At 59.9% G+C, this 21,815-nt stretch carries 20 protein-coding genes and 1 tRNA gene; 10 read left to right on the top strand and 11 right to left on the bottom strand.

Annotation, left to right across the window (positions count from 1 at the left end; genetic code table 11):
- Positions 1–9 precede the first annotated feature (9 nt).
- The 4 genes from BFL40_RS04340 to BFL40_RS04325 all read left to right on the top strand — a co-directional run bounded on the left by BFL40_RS04340 (position 10) and on the right by BFL40_RS04325 (position 4,833).
- Positions 10–1,326: a S41 family peptidase gene (locus BFL40_RS04340; RefSeq protein ID WP_071482607.1), complete on the top strand. Its 1,317-nt coding sequence runs from the start codon at positions 10–12 to the stop codon at positions 1,324–1,326.
- A 1-nt stretch (position 1,327) separates the two neighbouring features.
- A complete protein-coding gene (locus BFL40_RS04335) occupies positions 1,328–2,113 on the top strand; it encodes a divergent polysaccharide deacetylase family protein (RefSeq protein ID WP_071482606.1) in 786 nt (261 codons plus the stop codon).
- A 32-nt stretch (positions 2,114–2,145) separates the two neighbouring features.
- Positions 2,146–3,477, top strand: coding sequence for a Vps62-related protein (locus BFL40_RS04330; protein WP_256254330.1), 1,332 nt, complete (start codon positions 2,146–2,148; stop codon positions 3,475–3,477).
- A gap of 63 nt (positions 3,478–3,540) precedes the next feature.
- Positions 3,541–4,833, top strand: a complete 1,293-nt coding sequence (locus tag BFL40_RS04325) for a Vps62-related protein (protein ID WP_071482604.1) — start codon at positions 3,541–3,543, stop codon at positions 4,831–4,833.
- Here the strand turns inward: BFL40_RS04325 and BFL40_RS04320 are convergent.
- From BFL40_RS04320 to BFL40_RS04290, 7 genes are all read right to left on the bottom strand, one after another.
- Positions 4,786–5,541 (bottom strand): substrate-binding periplasmic protein, encoded by a 756-nt coding sequence (locus tag BFL40_RS04320; protein WP_071482603.1) that lies wholly within the window; start codon positions 5,539–5,541, stop codon positions 4,786–4,788. The two genes, BFL40_RS04325 and BFL40_RS04320, sit on opposite strands and share 48 nt — an antisense overlap.
- 66 nt (positions 5,542–5,607) lie before the next feature.
- The gene (gene hisF / locus BFL40_RS04315; RefSeq protein ID WP_003171107.1) at positions 5,608–6,378 is read right to left on the bottom strand and encodes an imidazole glycerol phosphate synthase subunit HisF; all 771 of its coding nucleotides are present in this window, start codon (positions 6,376–6,378) and stop codon (positions 5,608–5,610) included.
- Positions 6,379–6,388: 10 nt separating this feature from the next.
- A complete protein-coding gene (gene hisA, locus BFL40_RS04310; protein WP_029295899.1) occupies positions 6,389–7,126 on the bottom strand; it encodes a 1-(5-phosphoribosyl)-5-[(5-phosphoribosylamino)methylideneamino]imidazole-4-carboxamide isomerase in 738 nt (245 codons plus the stop codon).
- 39 nt (positions 7,127–7,165) lie between these two features.
- On the bottom strand, positions 7,166–7,423 hold the full coding sequence (locus BFL40_RS04305; protein WP_071482602.1) for a DUF2164 domain-containing protein: 258 nt from the start codon (positions 7,421–7,423) through the stop codon (positions 7,166–7,168).
- Positions 7,424–8,062 carry an imidazole glycerol phosphate synthase subunit HisH gene (hisH, locus tag BFL40_RS04300; protein WP_071482601.1) on the bottom strand — a complete coding sequence of 213 codons (639 nt, stop codon included), beginning with the start codon at positions 8,060–8,062 and terminating at the stop codon, positions 7,424–7,426.
- Positions 8,062–8,655, bottom strand: a complete 594-nt coding sequence (hisB, locus tag BFL40_RS04295) for an imidazoleglycerol-phosphate dehydratase HisB (RefSeq protein ID WP_003218037.1) — start codon at positions 8,653–8,655, stop codon at positions 8,062–8,064. Before hisB ends, hisH begins: the two co-directional genes overlap by 1 nt.
- 268 nt (positions 8,656–8,923) lie before the next feature.
- Positions 8,924–10,585 carry an OFA family MFS transporter gene (locus tag BFL40_RS04290; protein ID WP_071482600.1) on the bottom strand — a complete coding sequence of 554 codons (1,662 nt, stop codon included), beginning with the start codon at positions 10,583–10,585 and terminating at the stop codon, positions 8,924–8,926.
- 325 nt (positions 10,586–10,910) lie between these two features.
- On the opposite strand from BFL40_RS04290, the gene BFL40_RS04285 reads away from it, so the two are divergent.
- The 4 genes from BFL40_RS04285 (at position 10,911) to BFL40_RS04270 (ending at position 14,633) form a co-directional block, all read left to right on the top strand.
- Positions 10,911–13,121 (top strand): AsmA family protein, encoded by a 2,211-nt coding sequence (locus tag BFL40_RS04285; protein WP_071482599.1) that lies wholly within the window; start codon positions 10,911–10,913, stop codon positions 13,119–13,121.
- Complete coding sequence (gene mutY / locus BFL40_RS04280; RefSeq protein ID WP_071482598.1) at positions 13,118–14,185, top strand: A/G-specific adenine glycosylase; 1,068 nt, start codon at positions 13,118–13,120, stop codon at positions 14,183–14,185. The genes BFL40_RS04285 and mutY overlap by 4 nt, the downstream gene beginning before the upstream one ends.
- The gene (locus tag BFL40_RS04275; protein ID WP_071482597.1) at positions 14,182–14,454 is read left to right on the top strand and encodes an oxidative damage protection protein; all 273 of its coding nucleotides are present in this window, start codon (positions 14,182–14,184) and stop codon (positions 14,452–14,454) included. The genes mutY and BFL40_RS04275 overlap by 4 nt, the downstream gene beginning before the upstream one ends.
- A 103-nt stretch (positions 14,455–14,557) precedes the next feature.
- A tRNA-Phe gene (locus BFL40_RS04270) sits at positions 14,558–14,633 on the top strand.
- A gap of 103 nt (positions 14,634–14,736) precedes the next feature.
- On the opposite strand, the gene BFL40_RS04265 is transcribed toward BFL40_RS04270, so the two are convergent.
- From BFL40_RS04265 to BFL40_RS04255, 3 genes are all read right to left on the bottom strand, one after another.
- Complete coding sequence (locus BFL40_RS04265) at positions 14,737–15,561, bottom strand: class I SAM-dependent methyltransferase (protein WP_071482596.1); 825 nt, start codon at positions 15,559–15,561, stop codon at positions 14,737–14,739.
- A 192-nt stretch (positions 15,562–15,753) separates the two neighbouring features.
- On the bottom strand, positions 15,754–17,394 hold the full coding sequence (locus BFL40_RS04260; protein ID WP_071482595.1) for an ArnT family glycosyltransferase: 1,641 nt from the start codon (positions 17,392–17,394) through the stop codon (positions 15,754–15,756).
- An 87-nt stretch (positions 17,395–17,481) separates the two neighbouring features.
- The gene (locus tag BFL40_RS04255) at positions 17,482–18,447 is read right to left on the bottom strand and encodes an arsenic resistance protein (protein WP_071482594.1); all 966 of its coding nucleotides are present in this window, start codon (positions 18,445–18,447) and stop codon (positions 17,482–17,484) included.
- Positions 18,448–18,618: 171 nt separating this feature from the next.
- Here BFL40_RS04255 and BFL40_RS04250 point away from each other — a divergent pair, with 171 nt between their 5' ends.
- Positions 18,619–19,539, top strand: a complete 921-nt coding sequence (locus BFL40_RS04250; RefSeq protein ID WP_071482593.1) for an alpha/beta hydrolase family protein — start codon at positions 18,619–18,621, stop codon at positions 19,537–19,539.
- A gap of 70 nt (positions 19,540–19,609) precedes the next feature.
- Positions 19,610–20,023 carry a hypothetical protein gene (locus BFL40_RS04245; protein WP_071482592.1) on the top strand — a complete coding sequence of 138 codons (414 nt, stop codon included), beginning with the start codon at positions 19,610–19,612 and terminating at the stop codon, positions 20,021–20,023.
- 74 nt (positions 20,024–20,097) lie between these two features.
- Here the strand turns inward: BFL40_RS04245 and gabP are convergent, their stop codons facing one another.
- Positions 20,098–21,489, bottom strand: coding sequence for a GABA permease (gene gabP, locus BFL40_RS04240; RefSeq protein ID WP_071482591.1), 1,392 nt, complete (start codon positions 21,487–21,489; stop codon positions 20,098–20,100).
- Positions 21,490–21,815 lie beyond the last annotated feature (326 nt).

Raw genomic sequence — 21,815 nt, 5'->3', positions numbered from 1 at the left:
TCGTTCGACATGCTGCATTTGTCCCGCCTCACTTCGCTGGCCCTGACGATCGCCCTGGTGATCGGCGCGCCTCTGGCTTTTGCCGACCAGGCCGCTGTGGCTGCACCCGCCGCCACGGCCGCGACCACCAAGGCGCCGCTGCCGCTGGACGAGCTGCGCACCTTTGCCGAGGTCATGGACAGGATCAAGGCTGCCTATGTCGAACCCGTAGACGACAAGACCCTGCTGGAAAATGCCATCAAGGGCATGCTCAGCAACCTCGACCCGCACTCCGCCTACCTGGGCCCGGAAGATTTTGCCGAACTGCAGGAAAGCACCAGCGGTGAGTTCGGTGGCCTGGGCATCGAAGTGGGCTCCGAAGACGGCCAGATCAAAGTAGTTTCGCCAATCGACGACACTCCGGCGTCCAAGGCCGGTATCCAGGCCGGCGACTTGATCGTGAAGATCAACGGCCAGCCGACCCGCGGCCAGACCATGACCGAAGCCGTCGACAAGATGCGCGGCAAGCTCGGCCAGAAAATCACCCTGACCCTGGTACGCGACGGCGGCACCCCGTTTGACGTGACCTTGGCGCGCGCGACCATCACTGTCAAAAGCGTGAAGAGCCAATTGCTTGAGTCAGGCTACGGCTACATCCGTATCACCCAGTTCCAGGTCAAGACCGGCGACGAAGTAGCCAAGGCCCTGGCCAAGCTGCGCAAAGACAACGGCAAGAAGCTCAACGGCATCGTGCTCGACCTGCGTAACAACCCAGGCGGCGTGCTGCAGGCGGCGGTGGAAGTGGTCGACCACTTCATCACCAAAGGCCTGATCGTCTACACCAAAGGCCGTATCGCCAACTCCGAGTTGCGCTTCTCGGCCACTGGCAATGACCTGAGCGAAGGCGTACCACTGGCCGTGCTGATCAACGGCGGCAGCGCCTCGGCGTCAGAAATCGTCGCCGGCGCCCTGCAAGACCAAAAACGTGGCGTGCTGATGGGTACCACCAGCTTCGGCAAAGGCTCGGTGCAAACCGTGTTGCCGCTGAACAACGACCGCGCGTTGAAGATCACCACGGCGCTCTACTACACGCCAAACGGTCGCTCGATCCAGGCCCAGGGCATCGTCCCGGACATCGAAGTGCGCAAGGCCAAGATCACCAACGAGGCCGACAGCGAGTACTACAAGGAAGCTGACCTGCAAGGTCACTTGGGCAATGGCAACGGCGGCGCCGACCAGCCGTCCGGCAGCAGCACCAAAGCCAAGCCGATGCCGCAGGACGATGACTACCAACTGGCCCAGGCGCTGAGCCTGCTCAAAGGCCTGAGCATCACCCGCAGCCGTTGATATGCGTTTTGCACTGATCATCGCTGCGCTGCTCAGCCTGGCAGGGGTCGCCCAAGCGGCCCCTGCCGATGAGCCTCACAAAGCCTACCTGACCCTCATCATCGACGACCTGGGGCAAAACCTGCCCAGGGACCGTCGTGTGCTGGCCCTGCCTGGGCCGGTGACCACGGCAATCATGCCCGACACGCCCCACGCCGCCGAATTCGCGCGTGAAGCGCACAAGGCCGGCAAAATCGTCATCCTGCACATGCCCATGGACCCGGCCACTGGCCCCTTCGCCTGGCACCCCGACCTGCCTATCGAAGAACTCGGCAAACGCTTGGACGCCGCCTTCAAGGCTGTGCCCTACACCGCAGGCATCAACAACCACATGGGCAGCCGCATGACCGCGCAACCGGCGGCGATGGCCTGGTTGATGGCTGAACTGCAACGGCGTAACAAGTTCTTTGTCGACAGCCGCACCAGCGCGCAAACCGTCGCGGCCGCCGAGGCGCAGAAGATTGGTTTGGCCCATGTCTCGCGGGATGTGTTCCTCGATGACGAACGCACTGAAGGTGCAATTACCACGCAGCTGCAAACCGCAATCAAGCTGGCCCATAAACAAGGCTCGGTGGTGATGATCGGCCACCCTTACCCGCAAACCCTGGCGGTGCTTGAGCGCGAACTGCCCAAGCTCAAGGCCCAGGGCATCGACTGGATTGATATCAAGTTGATGATCAGCGTGCGCAGTAACCAGGCGATGGCTGGACATGGGAAAAACGGCACGTATTTCCCGGTGCCTAGATAAATACCCTTCTCGGCACGCACGTTCCTGAATAGTTGGCCCTTACGGTTCACCCATTCAGGACTCGCTTTGCCATGGAATCAATCCGCTATTCAAACCTACTGATCAACTTCACCACCGAGTTCAGCCCGCTCTGGAACGACAAAGGCGCGGGCAGTGAAAACCCGGTCAGTTTCTGGCGCCCCGTCCCGTCCTCAGACTTTCTCAATGACTTTTTCCCCCTCGGGGACTTGGTGGTTGGCGGCTACGACAACGTCAACAAACACCGTATTGTCGCTGTTGTCAGCGAAACACACGTTGTCGGGCTGCAAAGGGCTCTCAGTGCGCCCGTTGAATACGACCTTGTGTGGAAAGACTCAGGCTCAAACGCCTATGCCGACGGCTCCATATGGCGCCCTATTCCGCCCCAAGGGTACGTCGCGCTTGGTCTGGTGTGCGGCATCGGTCATGACAAGCCGTCGCGCAATGCCATCCGCTGTGTCAGAGCTGACTTGGTCATCGCTTCCTACATCAGCGATCTGGTCTGGAACGACAAAGGCAGCGGTGCCCTCAAGGACTTCAGCGCCTGGAACATTGCCCCGCCAGGCGCCGCTTCAGGGGAAGCGTATTTTTCGGCAGGTACGTTTGTGGGTGCCGACAGTTACACCAAGCCCACAACCCATATTGCCGCTTACTCATTGCGCATGCAGATACAACAGACTGTCAGCAACGCACCACCCGCCCCCGCACTCCCTGGCTATCGGCAACCCTCGCCGTTCGAGGCCGCCCACCTCACACACACCTGCGAGATTGCCTGGTTTACGGTAAAAGACCCTAATTTGCACCCGATCGAACAGTTGCGCACATCGCCCACCTATCGGTTGGAGCGCTCGGACCGGTACGTGTTGGTCGGGTTCGGGCATAACCAGACTTCGGTTAACCAGACCTTTAAATGGACTGCCACCCGAGGAGAAAACGGCGCAAATTCGACGACCCTCACCAACACCACCGCGATCGAAGTCGGCGGAGAATGGCAGTTTTCACTGTTAGGCTCCTCGATAAAATTCTCAGCCAAGTTGAGCAAGAGCCTGACGCATACCGAAACGTCGTCGAATGGATGGACCACGTCAACCGCGTTCGAAATTGCCGCCGCAGTCCCGGCAAACAAAGCTGTGGCGGTTTACCTGATCCAGAGTGACTACCGACTGCTGCGACACAACGGTACTCAGGTCGCTTCTGACGTCAGCTACACCGACGGCGACAGTGTGTACTGGAGCGAATACCCACCCACCCGCGAGTGCACGGTCACCTGTACACCCTTGCCCGACCAGGCTTTACGTGGCGCAAGTAAAACGCCAACACAGGCCCCACGCCCACCCGCTATATAACTACCGCTCTGCGCCAGACGAACTACTCGATAGTTGATGCTCCAATCAACTGGAGAGCCCTCCATGAAGCCTCTGCAATTCAACGACCTGCTCATCAGCTTTACCAGCGAGTTTCTACCTCTGTGGAACGACAAGGGGTCCGGCGCGCACAAAGCCGTCGGCCTCTGGAGGCCGAGCACTGCATCCGATGAACTGAGCCCGTTTTACTCCTTGGGTGATATTGCGGTGGATCACTATCGCAATATCAACCATGACAAGATCGTCGCAGTCGTCAGCGACACGAATAAGGTCAATGGCACGGCCCTGCGTCCGCCGGTCGATTACCACTTGGTGTGGCAGGATGAAGGAACGGGCGCGCGAAGCAACGCGTCCATCTGGCGCCCGATACCGCCAGAAGGCTATGTGGCGATGGGGCTGGTGTACGGCATGAACTACGACAAACCCTCGCGCCATGCTGTGCGCTGTGTACGAGAAGACCTGGTGGTGACGGCTCAAGCGGGCGAACTGATCTGGAACGATAAAGGTAGCGGCTCCGCCAACGATTTGAGCGCCTGGTCGATTACCCCTCCCGATGCATCAGTTGGCGAACTCTACCTGGCCCCCGGCACGTTCATCGGCAGTGACAGCTACGCCAAGCCAAGCCTTGCGGTCTATTCGCTACGCCTGACGCTGTCAGCGCAATTCAGCGACCTGCCACCACCGCCCGCCCTCACCGGGCATGAAAGCCCAACCCTTGATGAAACCACCCCCACGATCCAGGTGTGCGAACTGCCGTGGTTCTGTGTAAAAGACCCGGAACTGACTGCGATCGAACAGTTTCAGTCTTCGCCCACTTATCGGCTGGAGCGCATGGATCGTCACCTTTTCACAGGCTTCGGGCATAACACCGAAGCGACCAGTCAGCCGTTCATGTGGACCGCCACTAAAGGCGAAATAGGAGGACATGCCAAAGCTCTGGCAGCTAATACCAGCATCGACCTGTGCAACGAGTGGCCTGTGAGCGAACACGCCTTCGCGTTGAATTTTTCGGCGCACTTGGGTCGTGACTTCACACACACCCAACGCTCGGCGAAAGGCTGGAGCCATTCCTCGCCGCTGGAAATCATCACTTACGTTCCGCCGAAGAAAGCCGTTGCGGCTTACCTTCTGCAAAGTGAATACCGCCTGTTGCGCCAGGACGGCAGCCAAGTGTCAGGCGCCGTCTGCTACAACAATGGCGATCACGTTTATATGAGCGAGTCTCCAAACGCTGAGCCACTAGCCGATGAGGCGCATCAACCGGTAGAACGCCCTCAAGCAGAGCCTGAGCTAGAGGTAACGAGCCATGATTTGATCGACAACACCCTCACCCCGTAACTGATCGAGTGCCGCCTGAAGCTTGGTCACCACTTCATCCGGCACGTCTTTGTTCAGGGCCAGGTACAACTGGGCACTGTTGAAACGCAGGACCGTCTTGAGCTGGGTCACGCCGACTTGGCGTGCCAGATAGCGGCCCGCCGGATCACCGGTCGCCCACAAATCTATCTGGCCATCCACCAGCTTTTGCGCATTGTCCTGGTCACGTAGCGCAATGACCGGGTTGAGGCCCTGCTTCTCGAGGGTCTCGGCAATGGCATCGCCCTTATAGGCGCCGATCTTGTAGCGGCGGGCGTGCTCGAGGTCGTCCAGTTGAATCTTGCTGTCGGCCTTGGCCAGCATCACCCAATCGTCCGGACCGATGGGGCCGACCCATTTGAACAACGCTTCGCGATCCGGTAAACGCGCCATCACGAACACACCATAGCCAGGTTTTTCCAGGGCGAGTTTGTAGATTCGTTCCCAAGGAAAACGCAGGGTCAGGTTGTAGGAAACACCGGCACGCTTGAAGGTCTCGCGCACGATGTCCACGGCGATGCCTTCGATGTTCTCGTCCTTAGCGAAGTTCTTGCCGTTTTTCGCCATGTTGTAGGGCGGGAAGTTTTCCGTCAGCAACACAAGGGAGGCTTCGGACGGTTCTTCGGCGTGGGCAGTACCGACCATAAGCACGGAGGCACTGGCGAGGGCGAGCAACAAGGTCTTGAACATGAAGGCTACCGGAATCCATGGCAAGCGCAGAGAGTGCCGCGCGCCCGCCATGGTGTCCAGCAGCGTTTAGCGAACGACGATACCGCGCGCCGCCATGTAGGCCTTGGCCTCGGGAACGGTGTATTCGCCAAAGTGGAAAATACTCGCCGCCAGCACCGCGCTGGCGTGGCCTTCGATCACGCCGTCGGCCAAGTGTTGCAGGTTACCAACGCCGCCGGAAGCGATCACCGGAATACCCAGTGCATCGCTGATGGCGCGGGTGACGCCCAGGTCGAAGCCATTTTTCATGCCGTCCTGGTCCATGCTGGTCAGCAGGATTTCACCGGCGCCCAAACCCTCCATCTTCATCGCCCACTCCACCGCATCCAGGCCGGTCGGCTTGCGACCGCCGTGGGTGAAGATCTCCCAACGCGGGGTTTCACCCGGGCCGGAGACTTTCTTGGCGTCGATGGCGACCACGATGCATTGCGAGCCAAAGTGCTGCGCGGCTTCGCCGACGAATTCCGGGTTGAACACCGCAGCGGTGTTGATCGAAACCTTGTCCGCGCCGGCATTGAGCAGGTTGCGAATGTCTTGCACAGTGCGCACGCCACCGCCCACGGTCAGCGGGATAAACACTTGGCTGGCCATGCGTTCGACGGTATGCAGCGTGGTGTCGCGGCCGTCGACGCTGGCGGTGATGTCGAGAAAGGTAATCTCGTCGGCACCTTGCTCATCGTAGCGACGGGCGATTTCCACCGGGTCGCCGGCGTCACGGATGTTCTCAAACTTGACGCCCTTGACCACGCGACCGTTGTCGACGTCCAGGCAAGGGATGATGCGTTTGGCCAGCGCCATGGTCAGTTCCTCAGCCGTTGTAGGCGTCGCAGTAAGCCTGGGCTTCAGCGACGTCCAGGGTCCCTTCGTAGATCGCGCGGCCGGTGATGGCGCCGATGATGCCGGGGGCCTTGGCGTCCAGCAGCGACTTGATGTCGCCCAGGTTGTGAATACCGCCGGAGGCGATCACTGGAATTTTGGTAGCGGCAGCCAACGCAGCGGTGAACGGTACGTTGCAGCCCTGCATCATGCCGTCTTTGGCAATGTCGGTATAAACGATGGCGGACACACCGTCGGCTTCGAACTGCTTGGCCAGGTCGATCACTTGGATGGTGCTGATTTCAGCCCAACCGTCGGTGGCGACGAAACCGTCTTTAGCGTCCAGGCCTACGATCACTTTGCCCGGGAACGCGCGGCAGGCTTCGGCAACGAAGGCCGGGTCTTTCACAGCCTTGGTGCCGATGATCACGTAGCTCACGCCGGCTTTGACGTAATGCTCGATGGTTTCCAGGGAGCGGATACCGCCGCCGATCTGGATCGGCAGGTTCGGGTAGCGCTTGGCGATCGCAGTGACCACCTCGCCATTGACCGGCTGGCCTTCGAAGGCGCCGTTCAAGTCCACCAGATGCAGACGACGGCAACCACCCTCCACCCATTTGGCAGCCATGCTCACCGGGTCATCGGAGAACACGGTGGAATCTTCCATGCGGCCTTGGCGCAGGCGGACACAAGCGCCGTCCTTGAGATCGATAGCGGGGATAATCAGCATCTGGCAAACCTTATTCGATATTCAGCAATGCTTGGGAAATCAGGGTTTCTCAAGCGACCACAAGTCGCTTTCGATGCTTTCGAACCTTTCTTTAAGGAGCGTCTGCGTGTCGAAAATCGCCTTGTTGTAATAGTGCGGCGCAACTTCGGTAGTAAACAGCTCAAGAATCTCGGCGACCTCGAACGAGCCCAGCTTGAGCTCGAAACGGTCCTCCATGAAACGCTTGATCTTGAGGGTAGCCTCACTCTCCTGTTCGGGCGTGAGGTTCAAGACCGGCAATTTCGGCTTCTTGGTCATTTACCAACGCCCATCCCAGGCGGCGAAGTTCTGCAGCAATTGCAGGCCATGGGTATGGCTCTTCTCCGGGTGGAACTGCACGGCAAAGCGCGAACCTTCGGCCAGCGCGGCGGCGAAGTCGACGCCGTAGTGCCCGCCACCCACCACCTGGCGCGGGTTACCGGCGGCGATGTAGTAGCTGTGTACGAAATAGAAACGCGCCATGTCCGGCACGTTGTGCCACAGCGGGTGATCCACGGTCTGACGGACTTCGTTCCAGCCCATGTGCGGGACTTTCAGGTGGGCACCGTCTTCATGCAGGTCCTTGCCGAAGAACTTCACCTGGCCAGGGAAGAGGCCGATGCAATCAACGCCGTCGTTCTCTTCACTGCTGTCGAGCAAGGCTTGCATGCCTACGCAGATGCCGAGGAAGGGGCGATCCTGGCTGACTTCACGCACCAGGCTGTCAAAGCCCAGGCGGCGGATTTCGGCCATGCAATCGCGAATCGCACCAACGCCGGGAAACACCACCCGGTCGGCTTCGCGAATCACCTTGGCATCGCTGGTGATCAACACCTTACCGGCACCTACGTGCTCGAGGGCCTTGGCCACCGAGTGCAGGTTACCCATGCCGTAATCGATAACCGCGACCGTCTGCATTACAAGACGCCCTTGGTCGATGGCATTTGCCCGGCCATGCGGTCATCAAGCTCCACGGCCATGCGCAGCGCGCGGCCGAAAGCCTTGAACACGGTCTCGATCTGGTGGTGGGTGTTGGTGCCGCGCAGGTTGTCGATGTGCAGACTGACGAGTGCGTGGTTAACAAAGCCCTGGAAGAATTCCTGGAACAGGTCGACGTCGAAGCCGCCCACGGTGGCGCGGGTGTAGGGCACGTGCATCTGCAAGCCAGGGCGGCCGGAGAAGTCGATAACTACACGCGACAGTGCCTCGTCCAGCGGGACATAGGCGTGGCCGTAGCGACGGATGCCTTTTTTGTCGCCGATGGCCTTGGCAAAAGCCTGGCCGAGGGTGATGCCTACGTCTTCCACCGTGTGGTGGTCGTCGATATGCAGGTCGCCCTTGCTGACGATATCCAGGTCGATCAGCCCGTGACGGGCGATCTGGTCCAGCATGTGCTCAAGAAAAGGTACACCGATATCAAATCGGGCCTTTCCGGTGCCATCCAGGTTGATCGAGGCTTTGATCTGGGTTTCCAGAGTGTCGCGCTCGACGGACGCCTTACGTTCGGCCATCACCAGCTCCGCAAAATCATTGGGCGAAAAAGGCAGCCATTATAGGGGCGCGGGCGCTAAACAGAAACATCGGAGGGGATAAGACTGACGAGTTGATTCAGGCGCCCCAGCATGGTGCACAAAGATCGCTCCCACGCTCTGCGTGGGAGTGCCACCAGGGACGCTCTGCGTCCCAGTCACATCGCAAGGTTCAAGCCTAGCGCAAGGGTGACGCAGAGCGTCACGGGAGGCATTCCCACGCAGGAGCGTGGGAACGATCAGTACGGAGTTAGTGGAACAGCACTGCCGTCTTCTGCAGGGTCACCCACACACCCCACGCCAACGGAATACCCACCACCAGCCAGGCTGCGACCGCCAACGGCACGCTACCGGACGCTGCTTTCCACTCCAGAGAAGTGGAGGCATCAGCGCCTTTGTCATGGCCCAGCGCTTGTTCAGCGGCCAATTCTGCGTCGGTCATGAAGTACTTGTCGGCCACCGGGCGAACCAGCAGGTTGCAGATGAAACCCAGTACCAGCAGGCCTGCGAGGATGTACAAGGTGATGTCGTAAGCCGCAGCGCGTTCAACGCCGATGCTCAGCTGATACTCACGCAAGTAGTTCACCAACACCGGGCCCAATACGCCCGCCGCCGCCCATGCGGTCAGCAGGCGACCATGGATCGCGCCAACCATCTGGGTGCCGAACAGGTCGGCCAGGTAAGCCGGAACGGTCGCAAAACCACCGCCGTACATCGACAGGATGATGCAGAACGCCGCCACGAACAGCGCCACGTTGCCCAGGTGCCCCAGGTTCGGGATCAGCGCATACAAGGCAAAGCCCAGCGCGAAGAACACAAAGTAAGTGTTTTTACGACCCAGGTAATCGGAAAACGACGCCCAGAAGAACCGGCCACCGATGTTGAACAAGCTCAACAAGCCGGTGAAGCCTGCGGCGATGGCCGCAATGGAGGCCAGTTGACCGGCATCCAGTTGGCCAAACGTCAGGCCATTACCCAGCAACTTGCCACCGAACACTTCCTGCAGCAGCGGCGAAGCCATGCCGAGGATGCCGATACCGGCGGAGACGTTCAGGCACAACACCAGCCATACCAGGCGGAATTGCGGGGTTTTCCAGGCCACGTTCACGTGGACATGACGATGGGTGATCATCGCGTTGCTGGCTTTTTTCGCCGGGGCGGTCCAGCCCTCAGGCTTCCAGCCGGTCGGCGGAACGCGGTACGACAGTGCACCACCGATCATGAACACGAAGTAGATCACGGCCATGACCGCGAAACTCTGCCACACGCCCACGCTGGTCGGCGAGGCGAAATGCCCCATCAGCGCTGCAGCCAGGGGAGCACCCACCATCGCGCCGCCACCGAAGCCCATGATCGCCATGCCGGTAGCCATGCCACGCTTGTCCGGGAACCACTTGATCAGGGTCGACACGGGCGAGATATAGCCCAGGCCCAGGCCAATACCGCCAATGACGCCGGAGCCGATCCACATCAGCCAAATCTGGTGGGTATAGATACCCAACGCCGAGATCAGTAGGCCGCCGCACCAGCACAACGCCGATACAACGCCAGCCTTACGTGGCCCGGCATGTTCCAGCCAGCCACCCCAGATCGCTGCCGAGCAGCCCAGGAAAATGAAGAACAGGGTGTAGATCCAGCCCAGCATGGAGATGGGCCAGTCGCATTGGGACGAGAAGATTTGCGCGATGAAGCTCATGTCCGGCGCGCAGGCGACCGGTGACGTGATACCCAACGCTTTGGACAGCGGCAGCCAAAACACCGAGAAACCGTAGGCCATGCCGATGCACAGGTGGATGGCCAGGGCGGCCGGTGGAACCAGCCAGCGGTTGAACCCCGGCTTGGCGATGATGCGCTCCTTGGACAGGAACGCAGGCTGTGCGGCGCTAATACCTGCCGCAGTGCTAGTGCTCATTGGTGTTTCCCCCAGTTATTAGTATGTGTCCGTCAGGCGCTCTCTCCCTCGGCCTTGCACGCAAAGCGTTGGCCGTTGTTGTTGAGTAAAGCTCCTTTAAACGCGACGTTGTGTCGCAGACGACAGACGAACGTGCGCAGATTAGCACCAGTGGATGACAGAAAAACCAAACTGATATCACCTTTTTCGCGCAATCTGGTTTGTTTGACGCCAAAATCCCGTTTTGCCGCGGCTAGATACAATGTAACGATGCGTGAACTGACGTAAGCCGTCGGGCGTTATACTCTGCGGCTAATTTTTGAAATCGACATACAAGGACTCGCCCATGAAAGCGTTCGGCAAAATCCTGGGTCTGGTACTTCTCGGGCTGTTGCTGATCATTGTGGCCCTGGGCTTTGCCCTGACCCACCTCTTCGATCCCAACGATTACAAAGACGAGATCCGCCAGATTGCCCGCGACAAGGCCCACATCGAGCTGACGCTCAATGGCGATATCGGCTGGAGCCTGTTCCCCTGGCTTGGCCTGGAATTGCACGAAGCCAGCGTGGCGACCCTGACCAATCCGACCAAGCCCTTCGCCGACCTGCAGATGCTCGGCCTGTCGGTGCGTGTTTTGCCGCTGCTGCGCCGTGAAGTACAGATGAGCGACGTACGTGTAGAAGGCCTGAACCTGCGCCTGAACCGCGACAAGCAAGGTCACGGTGACTGGGAAGACATCGGCAAGATCGCCCCCGTGGCGAGCGTCGATGCCCCCGCCCCGGTGGAGCAGCCTGCCGCCGAGGAGCCTGAAAAGCCGCCAAAGCCGATCCGCCTGGACATCGACAGCCTGACCATCAACAACGCCCGCGTCGAATACAACGATGAGCAGACCGGCAAGCAGTTCAGTGCCGAAAGCATCCAACTGAGCGCCGGCGCAGTACACGAAGGCGCCAGCATTCCGCTGAAACTCACCGCATTCTTCGGCAGCAACCAGCCGCTGATGCGCGTCAAGGCCGAGCTCAACGGCAACCTGCGCATCCAGCGCGCCCTCAAGCGCTATCAGTTCGAAGACATGAAGCTCAGTGGCGAAGTCACTGGCGAGCCACTGCAAGACAAGACCGTGAGCTTTTCCACACAAGGTCAACTGCTGGTGGACCTGGCGGCCAACATCGCCGAATGGACCAACCTGAAACTCTCCGCCAACCAACTGCGTGCGTTGGGCGAGCTGAAGGTCAACGACCTGAACAAAACCCCGCAAATCAGCGGCGCCTTGTCCATCGCCCAGTTTGACCTGGCCAAGTTTCTCGACAGCGTCGGCCACCCGCTGCCGGCCATGGCCGAGGGCAGCCTGAGCAAGGTCGAGTTGGTCAGCCGACTCAAGGGCACGCCCACCAGCGTTGCTCTGGAAGACCTGAACCTGAAGCTTGATGGCAGCACCTTCACCGGTCGCGTCGCGGTGGATGATTTCGCCAAGCAATCCCTGCGCGTACAGCTCAAAGGCGACACTTTCAACGCCGACAATTACCTGCCGGCCAAGTCCGAATCCGCCAAAGGTGCAGCCGCTGCCCGCCAGGCCGAAGTACAGAACAGCGAAATGGGTGCCATGGCCGCCGGTGGCACTACACCGCTGCCGGACGCCCCCACCAAAGGCGCGTGGAGCACCGACAAACTGCTGCCATTGACCCGCCTGCGCACGCTCGATATAGACGCCGACCTGGCCTTTGGCCAACTGACCCTGAGCAAGCTGCCGATCCAGAATGCTGCACTGAAAGCATCCGGCATCGACGGCCAGCTCAAGCTCGACACCCTGAGTGGCGGTCTCTACAACGGTACGTTCCAGGCCAACGGCACGCTCGATGTACGCCAGGACATCCCGGTGCTAGCGCTGCAAAGCCACATCAAGCAAGTGCCGGTTGAACGCATCCTGCAAGCCCAGGGGCAAAACCCGCCGGTGAAAGGCCAGATCACTCTGGACAGCAACCTCAGCGGCCGTGGCAACAGCCAAAAAGCGCTGATCGACAGCCTCAATGGCACGGCGAGCTTCGTGATCAACAACGGCATGTTGCTCAACGCCAACCTTGAACAACAACTGTGTACCGGCATCGCCCTGCTCAACCGCAAAACCCTGAGCAGCACGCCGCAAGGCAAAGACACGCCATTCCAGGAACTGCGCGGCAACCTGACTTTCCGTAACGGCGTGGCCAGCAACCCTGACCTGAAAGTGCGCATTCCGGGCCTGACGGTCAACGGCAATGGTGACGTCGACCTGCGCGTGCTGGGCATGGATTATCGCGTCGGCATCATCGTCGAAGGCGACCAACGCGATGTGCCGGACCCGGCCTGCCAAGTCGGCTCCAACTTCCAGGGCATCGAAGTGCCGCTGCGCTGCCGTGGCCCGCTGGAGCTGGGCGCCAAGGCCTGCCGCCTGGACAAGGACGGCTTGACCCAGGTCGCAATCAAGGCGGCCGGCAACAAGCTCAGCGAGAAACTTGAAGAGAAGCTCGACAAGGTCAACCCGCAGCTCAAAGACGCTCTGAAAGGCCTGTTTAAACGATGAGAAACGAGCAGTTTTCACAGGCGGTGCTGGACTGGTACGACCGCCACGGTCGCCATGACCTGCCCTGGCAACAGGGCATCACGCCTTACCGGGTGTGGGTCTCGGAGATCATGCTGCAACAGACCCAGGTCAGCACCGTGCTCAATTACTTCGACCGTTTCATGGCCTCCCTGCCAACGGTCGAAGCCCTGGCCGCCGCGCCGGAAGACGAAGTGCTGCACCTGTGGACGGGCCTGGGTTACTACACCCGCGCGCGCAACCTGCAGAAAACCGCCAAGATTGTCGTCGCCGAATACGCTGGCGAGTTTCCCAGGGATGTCGAAAAACTCACCGAGCTGCCCGGCATTGGCCTTTCCACCGCCGGTGCGATTGCCAGCCTGAGCATGGGCCTGCGTGCGCCGATCCTCGATGGCAACGTCAAGCGCGTGCTGGCACGCTTTACGGCGCAAGAGGGTTACCCGGGCGAACCCAAGGTCGCCAAGCAGCTGTGGGCCACTGCAGAGCGCTTTACGCCTCACGACCGCGTCAACGCCTACACCCAGGCGATGATGGACATGGGCGCCACGCTCTGCACGCGCAGCAAGCCCAGCTGCCTGCTGTGCCCACTGGAAAAAGGCTGCGAAGCCCATATGCTCGGCCTGGAGACGCGCTACCCGATCCCCAAGCCGCGTAAAACCATCCCGCAGAAGCGCACGCTGATGCCGCTGCTGGCCAATGCAGAGGGCGAAATTCTGCTTTATCGCCGCCCTTCTACGGGCCTGTGGGGCGGTTTGTGGAGCCTGCCGGAACTGGACGACCTGCAAGACCTGGAACACTTGGCCGACCAGCACGCGCTGGAACTGGGCAAGCACCAGGAACTGCCTGGGCTGATCCACACCTTCAGCCACTTCCAACTGGCTATCGAACCCTGGCTGGTGCACGTCGAGGAATCCGCCCATCACGTGGCCGAGGCCGACTGGCTCTGGTATAACCTCGCCACCCCGCCGCGCCTGGGCCTTGCCGCCCCGGTGAAAAAACTGCTGAAGCGCGCGGCCGATGTATTGAACGCAGGAGTTTTGTCATGACCCGCACCATCATGTGCCGCAAATACCACGAAGAATTACCCGCCCTGGAGCGTGCCCCGTTCCCGGGTGCCAAGGGCCAGGACATTTTCGATCACGTCTCCGCCAAGGCCTGGGCCGACTGGCAAAAACACCAGACCCTGCTGATCAACGAAAAGCGCCTGAACATGATGAACGCCGAAGACCGTAAATATCTTCAAGGCGAGATGGACAAGTTCTTTTCCGGCGAGGATTACGCCAAGGCTGACGGCTACGTGCCGCCTGCTCAATAATTGATCAAAATCCGGGGTCGGCACGTAAGCGACGGTAATAATTAAATATTTTTTGAAAACTTGCTTGACGACCCCCCGAAAAACCCGTTTAATGCGCCCCGTTGCCCAGATAGCTCAGTCGGTAGAGCAGGGGATTGAAAATCCCCGTGTCGGCGGTTCGATTCCGTCTCTGGGCACCACTAATTAGTTTCAGGTGGTGCAAATGTCATCTGAAACACACAAAAAACCCGCCTAGTGCGGGTTTTTTGTTGCCTGCGATTTGTCCTGCCGAGCAGGGGAAACTCACGAGCCCTTGATCGCTTGCAGGGTATAGCTCAGCGGCAACCGCCACGGCGCCTCATTCAGTCGCCACTCACCGTGACTGTCGCAGCTCATCTGACCCGGCAACGCCTCCCAAGGCACGCTCTGGTGCTCAGTCAGCCCAGTTATCTGCAGGCCGTGCTTGAGCAGCGCGCTGATGATTTCCCCCAACCCATGGTTCCATTGGTGAGTCACCGACGCCGTCAGCGTTTTATCGGTTTGCACATAGGTGTTCGCGTCATCCCACACCAGCGGTTCTTCTCGCTCGAAATACGGCAGCGTGAGGGACAAAAGGTCATCACGACGTTCGTCGACCGCCCACATCACCGGATGGCCTTCGCGAATGAACAACCGGCCGCCCGGCTTGAGCAGCTCACTGACGTTGCGAGCCCAGTCGTCAATGCTGGGTATCCAGCACAGTGCGCCGATGCCGGTGTACACAAAGTCAAAGCTACCGGCCGGCAGCACCGTCGAGGCGCTATAAACGTCCGACTCGACGAAGTCGATGTGCGCGCCGGCGCGCTCTGCCAGCGCACGCGCCTCGGCCAATGCCGCCGCAGAGAAGTCGAGCCCGCTCATCTGCGCGCCCAACCGGGAGAGCGACAAGGTATCGGTGCCAATGTGGCATTGCAGGTGAACACCGCGCAGGCCGGCAATACTTCCCAGCAGCGGCAGGTCAAAACGCACGACTTCGGAGAGGAAGCCTGGGTCTTCGACGAAGGCTTGAAAGGCATAGTCGGGCGACTCGGCGTGCAGCGCAGCGCGCTCATCCCAATTGGCCCGGTTCAGGTGCAGATAGTTGGTCATGTGAGTTCCCGGATTCAGGTTTGTGTCTAAACGACGCCGGGATTCTGGGACAGAGTTACGCTGCGAAAATAGGGGAGATTTGTAAGCACAGCGACTAAGGCGAAAGCATGGAGCCAGCGTCCCGTTGCGCGACAACGGGACTATTTACCCAAAGGCCTAGCCCTAACCGCCATGATGAGTACGGCGACTGACTCACTGCACCTGGAAAACCAACAGCGGATTGTCATTCAGTCGCCCATTGAATACCGGCGCAAGATGTTCCAGCGGCGTACCGCGCAGCAGCTCGGTTTCTTTGCGCGCCACAATGACCCAGGCCGGACGAGGTAATGTCTGCAACCGCTCTAACTGATTGCCACCAATAAACAGCGGCTGCTCGTCGTGATCCAGGTTCATGATGTAGCGAATCGCCCAGGTGTCTTTGTTGAGGTTGAGGAACACCAGCGTCCCCGGGTTCCCGGCCCGCAGTTTTTCTACCGCACCCACAAAGCTGCGGGTGTCGAATTGCAGGTCCTTGGACGGCTCAACCGCCTTGACCAGCACCAGCCACTGGGTGGCCAGGGCGATCAAACTGAGTATCACCAGGCGCTGCGCCACACGGCCCTGTAAACGCTGCCAGACAAGGATGGCAGCCAACTGCAAAACAATCAGCACGCCCACCAATACCGGCACGGAAACGTCAGGCCAGTAACCGTGCTTGTTCCACAAATAGCGGCAAACAAACACCGCGAGGATCGCCAGAGCCGGTAACAGCGCCACCAGCCACTCATAACCGCGGCGTACGCTAAGCAGCCAGCCTTGAGCCTGAAGCAGGCCATACGCAGCCACAGCGGCAAACATGGGCACCATGGGCACAATGTAATAGGCCCGCTTGAAGTGCGGGACCGACAACCCCAACAGAATCATCAGGCCACAGGCGCCCAGGCGCAGCATTAGCTGTACGTCGGCATCCGCATGACGCAGCGACCATTTGTGACGCAGGGCAATCAGCGTCGCCAGCGCCAGGGGTACCACCGGGAAATAGCGGTACAGGCTCAGCTTGAAGTAGAAGTAAAACGGCTCGCCGGTTTCGTCGAGGCGACCGGCCACCTGCATCCTGAGCACGTCATCGGCAAAGCTGTCACCCCCGCTGAACCGGGCCAGCTTCAACAGTACCCACCAGCAACCGGCGAGCAGGATCAGGCCGATAACACCGTGGGCAATCACCTTTTTCAGCAGGAAAATCCTGTCTTCCCGAGTACCGGCCGGGCTTAGCGCCCAATACACACAGGCAACCCCACAGACCTCGATCAACCCCAGCGGCCCACGAATAGCGAACGCCACCACAAACAAGGGGAAGACCGCATACTGCCGGAGCTTCGAGCCGGTGCGCTCACCGGTATGCAGTAGGTAGAAACACCCCAGGCACAGCAAGGAAACCATTTGATCCAGGCATACCGAGCGCGACTTTTCCAACAACTGAGCAGTCAATGCGGTAAGCAATACCGTCAGCAGCGCCCATGCTCGGCCGGAAGGCACCAGCAAGCGGTAGATCAGCGCCATCACCCCAGCAGAAGCCAAGGCGGTGGGCATGATGTTGGCCAAGACGTTGGGCGCTCCGAACAAGCGGGCGAAGAGAAAACTGAAATAGGTCGCGGTACCCGGGTAATCCGGATAAGGCTCGCCATAGGTGCTAGGAAAGAGACTCGCGCCGTGACGAAACATCTCTTGCATGAACACGGCCCAGCGGCCGTCAAAGCCCTGCGGGGCCTGATCCCAGATCCCCAGGGTAAACAGCAGCAAGGCAATCAGAAAAATACCCAGCGATTCCATTCGAAAGCGATTGTGTTGATCCATTGTTAAGCCTGTCAGGTGAAATGAGCCGCGCCATGTTGCCCGCCCCATCCCTGAATAGCGCCTGAACGAAGTCAAACATTCATCGCCCTAGCGATCGACGGGCCATACCAGCCGTGGCACCCAGCGCACGTAGATGAACTCGCCAATCAGCTCGAGCAAGGTCTGCAGGATCACCGCGGCAGCGGCCAACCCACGAATATCTTCAGGCAGCGCCAAGGCCAGTGGTAGCACCACCAGCGAGTTGCGCGTGGAAGCGCTGAACGTGACCGCCCGGGCCGTGACGGCCGGCAACTTGAACAGCCGCGCTGCCAGCGCTCCCATCAGCGGCGCCAGCAGCAAGAAGCCGACATACACCGGGATCACTGGAGCCAGCAGGGCTATATCGCGCACCACGGTAGTGATTTGCGAACCGATCACCACCACCAACACCAGCGCCATGGCCGGAACAGGCAGCCAGGCCCAGGCCTCGCTCCATGCGCCGATGACACGCGATCGCCGGGACAGGGAAGCGGTCAACACCGCCAGCACCATCGGCGCTACGATCAGCAACAGGAACGCCTCAATAAACGGCCCCGCCGAAACAACCACTTGCGACTGCGCCCCGAGCATCACCCCCAGATACACCGGCAACAGCACCAGTTGCAGCAGTAACAGAATCGGCGTCGCCGCCAGGATCAGCCGCGAATCGCCCTTGCCGATATGCGTAAACACCACCACGTAGTCGATACACGGCGTCAGCAGCACCAACAGCGCCCCCACCAGAATCGCCGGGTGGTCGACCAGCCCCCGCGTCAGCGCCCAGACCAGCAGCGGGATCAAAACGAAGTTGGCCAGCAACAATGCCGACATGAAGCGCTTGTTGCCCAAGCCTTGGCGCAGGTCCAGAAACGGGATTTGCAGGAACATCGCGTACATCAGCACCGCAATCGCGGGGGTGACCAGTACGCTCAGGCCATGCGCCAACGAGGGGGCCAGCACGCCGAACGCGACAGCCAGGAGGACTGCGACGAAGTAGATCGGGATCTGGTTGTGTTCGAGGGTGTCGCGGGTCATGGGCTGACTCTGGTCGATCAAAAGACCGTAAGCCTAAGCACCCAAGCAGATAAGGTCGAGCATCGCGACAATCCTTACGCCCACGCCGCGCTAAATTTGTTAATTTCGGTTTCTTATAAAAGCGCGCGGGCCTTCAAGCCCATACCGAAAGCGCAAGCACCGAGCCGCCCCATGAACCTGCCCACACGACCCGCTCCAGAAACATTCCGCGAGCCCGCTGCCGACGGCTACCTCCTGGGCGGCTTCACCTGGCGCCATATCAGAACCGACCCGACACGCCCCGTGGTGATCATCAACGCCGCCACCTCTGTGCGCTGCCGCCACTATTCGCGCTTCGCCGACTACCTGTTTGCCAATGGCTTCGACGTCATTACTTACGATTATCGCGGCATCGGTGAATCCAGAAGCGGTTCGCTGCGAGGCTTCAAGGCGTCATGGTCGGATTGGGGCGTGCTGGATTTCGAAGCGGTGCTGCAGCGGGCGCAACGGGAGTTTGCGGGGCAGCCAATTGACGTGGTCGGCCACAGTTTTGGTGGTTGTGCAGCGGGGTTGGGGGCGTCGGGCGCGGTGATTCGACGGATTGTGACAGTGGGCGCTCAGTTCGCTTACTGGCGCGATTACCAGGCGAGTGGGCGCTGGCGGATGTTTGGCAAGTGGCATGTGATGATGCCGCTGGTGACCGCGCTGTGCGGGTACTTCCCAGGCAAGCGACTGGGCTGGCTGGAAGATACGCCGGCAGGCGTGGTGCGCGACTGGGCAACACCGACGCCGACGTATGAAACACGCCCTAGCGGACGCACCTTGAGTGAGTTGCCATTTGGCCGCGTGAAGGCGCAGGTGCTGGCCGTCAGTATCACCGATGATCCATTCGGAACGGTGGCCGCAATTGAGCGCTTACTGAGCTATTTCAAAGGCAGCGTGCGCACTCATCTACGGATCGCCCCGGAAGATATTGGCGAAAAAGGCGTCGGACATTTTGCATTCTTTCGCAGTGAGTATCAGGACCGGTTGTGGCCGATTGCATTGGCATGGCTGCAACAAGGCGAGTTGGCGCAAGGCACACCAGGGCACCGTGTGACGGAACGCACTTAGATTCCCTTGGGATTTCCCCCAACCTGCGCTTCAATACGCCACCCAGATCCTGAACCAAGGACGTGAGCCCATGGCCTCGCCGAACAAGCAGCAAAAACGTGCCCACCGGGCAAAGGCCAAGGCCAAGCAGAACCGTACCCAGCGCGCCGTCGCGACCAAGCCGGATGCGTTTGCCGGCGATGACAGCCGCATTGACCTTGAGTCGGTGGACTTGACCGAGTTGTTTGTCGAGATGCGCACGGCGGGCGAGACCAGCCAGCAGGCGCTGTGTGCGGTATTCCTGGCGCACCCGTTGCTGGCACTGGTGCTGGAGCAGGAAGGCGAAGAGGAAGCCACCGACTTTATCCTGGCGGCGCTGATCGAATATCGGCAGTGGGCCACGGATAGCGATGATGAAGCGGCCGCGCTGGCGTGGATTGAATCGCCGCAGTTCCAGGCGGATTACGTTGCGGCGTCCCAGGCGCTGGTCAACTCGCAAGACTGACGCATAAGCAAATGTGGGAGCCGGGCTTGCCCGGCTCCCACATGGTTTAGCTGCGCTCTAACAACCGCACGCCATCAGTTCAGCACCGCAGCGCCTACTCTCTGGGCCTTGCGACGGCTCGCCACAAACAACCCCGCCAACACCACCAGCAAGCTCAGGATACCGGTTGCGATAATCTCGACCCGGTGCGCTTCCTGGAACAGCATGATGGTCAACGTGCCGACGATGAACACCATCACCGCGTAGGTCAGGCCCGGGAACAACCACATCTTGAACACAATTTTCTCGCCCGCCGCCGTGCGCTTCTGGCGCATACGCAGTTGCGATACCGCGATCACCAGGTACACCAGCAACGCGATGGCGCCGGAGCTGGCCAGCAGGAACTCGAATACCGCCGCCGGGGCCACGTAGTTAGCGAATACCGCCAGGAACGCTGCGCCAGTGGACAGCATCACCGCCCAGTAAGGTGTGCCGCTTTTGTTGGTGCGCTTGGCCACGGCCGGTGCATCACCGCGACGCCCCAGGGAAAACAGCATGCGCGAGGCGGTGTACAGCGCCGAGTTGAGGCAACTGGTCACGGCAACCAATACCACCAGGTCGACGATCAGCTTGGCATTCGGGATGCCCATGCGCTCCAGCACGGTTTGGTAGGAACCTACGGCCGCCAGGGTCGGATCGTTCCAAGGCACCAGCGACACAACGATGAAGATCGACAGCAGGTAGAACAAACCAATCCGCCAGATCACCGAGTTGGTGGCCTTGGTGATTTGCTGGCCAGGGTTCTTCGACTCAGCCGCCGCGATGGTGACAATCTCGGTGCCCATGAAGGAGAACATGGTGGTCAGGATCGCAGCCAATACTGCGCCCATGCCATTGGGCATGAAGCCTTGGGTGTCAAATAAGTGCGAAACGCCGCTGACCTGGCTGGTCGGCAGGAAGCCAAAGATCGCGGCCAGGCCAAGGATCACAAAGCCGACAATCGCCACGACTTTGATCAGCGCAAACCAGAACTCGAACTCACCGTAATTCTTCACGCTGAACAGGTTCGTCGCCGTCAGCAGCAAGGTGATGATCAGGGTAAACGCCCATATCGCCACGTCAGGGAACCAGGCATGCAAGATGGTCGCAGCGGCGTTGGCTTCCAACGGAATCACCAGCACCCAGAACCACCAGTACAGCCAGCCGATGGTGAAACCGGCCCAGTGACCGATCGCACGGTCGGCGTAGGTGGAAAACGAACCGGTGTCCGGCGAGGCCACGGCCATCTCGGCCAGCATGCGCATCACCAATACCACCAGCGTACCGGCAGCCGCATAGGCCAACAGCACAGCAGGCCCGGCGGCGGCAATCGCGTGGCCGGAGCCGACAAACAAACCGGCACCAATAACGCCGGCAATCGACAGCATGGTGACGTGACGCGGTTTGAGCCCCTGTTCGAGGTCATTGGAGCTTTGCGTACTACTCATTGACACACCTTTACGAGGAATTGCGAAAACAGTCCGCCCGGCCTGCGATCTTTCTCGTGAAAAGAAACCAACAGGGCGTTCTTTATTTTTTACGCAAGATTTGCGCCAAAATATTACAAAGCCACGATTGACGCGGGCTGTAGGACAACTCAACAGCTGTCGCAAGTCATTGAGAATAATGGCATTCCGCTATAGCGTTACCGGGCGACTCACTTTCAAGACGAGATTGCGCACCAAAAACGCACACGAAAAGTACGTGACGCTCCATAAAAGTGCTGATAAGCACCGTTTACCCGGTTAACCCTTCCAACACCCGGCCAAAGCTG

The organism is Pseudomonas costantinii, assembly GCF_001870435.1.
In the GTDB taxonomy this organism is placed as follows: domain Bacteria; phylum Pseudomonadota; class Gammaproteobacteria; order Pseudomonadales; family Pseudomonadaceae; genus Aquipseudomonas; species Aquipseudomonas costantinii.
This window is presented reverse-complemented; position numbering and strand designations above follow the sequence as displayed.

Bases quoted from the DNA above. Each gene is read 5' to 3' on its own strand.
- BFL40_RS04325 (WP_071482604.1), top strand. From the start codon at position 3,541: ATGAAGCCTCTGCAATTCAACGACCTGCTCATCAGCTTTACCAGCGAG.
- hisB (WP_003218037.1), bottom strand. From the start codon at position 8,655: ATGGCCGAACGTAAGGCGTCCGTCGAGCGCGACACTCTGGAAACCCAG.
- mutY (WP_071482598.1), top strand. From the start codon at position 13,118: ATGAGAAACGAGCAGTTTTCACAGGCGGTGCTGGACTGGTACGACCGC.
- BFL40_RS04245 (WP_071482592.1), top strand. From the start codon at position 19,610: ATGGCCTCGCCGAACAAGCAGCAAAAACGTGCCCACCGGGCAAAGGCC.
- BFL40_RS04290 (WP_071482600.1), bottom strand. From the start codon at position 10,585: ATGAGCACTAGCACTGCGGCAGGTATTAGCGCCGCACAGCCTGCGTTC.
- hisF (WP_003171107.1), bottom strand. From the start codon at position 6,378: ATGGCGCTGGCCAAACGCATCATCCCTTGCCTGGACGTCGACAACGGT.
- BFL40_RS04275 (WP_071482597.1), top strand. From the start codon at position 14,182: ATGACCCGCACCATCATGTGCCGCAAATACCACGAAGAATTACCCGCC.
- BFL40_RS04255 (WP_071482594.1), bottom strand. From the start codon at position 18,447: ATGACCCGCGACACCCTCGAACACAACCAGATCCCGATCTACTTCGTC.
- hisH (WP_071482601.1), bottom strand. From the start codon at position 8,062: ATGCAGACGGTCGCGGTTATCGATTACGGCATGGGTAACCTGCACTCG.
- BFL40_RS04260 (WP_071482595.1), bottom strand. From the start codon at position 17,394: ATGGATCAACACAATCGCTTTCGAATGGAATCGCTGGGTATTTTTCTG.
- BFL40_RS04305 (WP_071482602.1), bottom strand. From the start codon at position 7,423: ATGACCAAGAAGCCGAAATTGCCGGTCTTGAACCTCACGCCCGAACAG.
- BFL40_RS04285 (WP_071482599.1), top strand. From the start codon at position 10,911: ATGAAAGCGTTCGGCAAAATCCTGGGTCTGGTACTTCTCGGGCTGTTG.
- hisA (WP_029295899.1), bottom strand. From the start codon at position 7,126: ATGCTGATTATCCCCGCTATCGATCTCAAGGACGGCGCTTGTGTCCGC.
- BFL40_RS04265 (WP_071482596.1), bottom strand. From the start codon at position 15,561: ATGACCAACTATCTGCACCTGAACCGGGCCAATTGGGATGAGCGCGCT.
- BFL40_RS04320 (WP_071482603.1), bottom strand. From the start codon at position 5,541: ATGTTCAAGACCTTGTTGCTCGCCCTCGCCAGTGCCTCCGTGCTTATG.
- BFL40_RS04335 (WP_071482606.1), top strand. From the start codon at position 1,328: ATGCGTTTTGCACTGATCATCGCTGCGCTGCTCAGCCTGGCAGGGGTC.
- BFL40_RS04340 (WP_071482607.1), top strand. From the start codon at position 10: ATGCTGCATTTGTCCCGCCTCACTTCGCTGGCCCTGACGATCGCCCTG.
- gabP (WP_071482591.1), bottom strand. From the start codon at position 21,489: ATGAGTAGTACGCAAAGCTCCAATGACCTCGAACAGGGGCTCAAACCG.
- BFL40_RS04250 (WP_071482593.1), top strand. From the start codon at position 18,619: ATGAACCTGCCCACACGACCCGCTCCAGAAACATTCCGCGAGCCCGCT.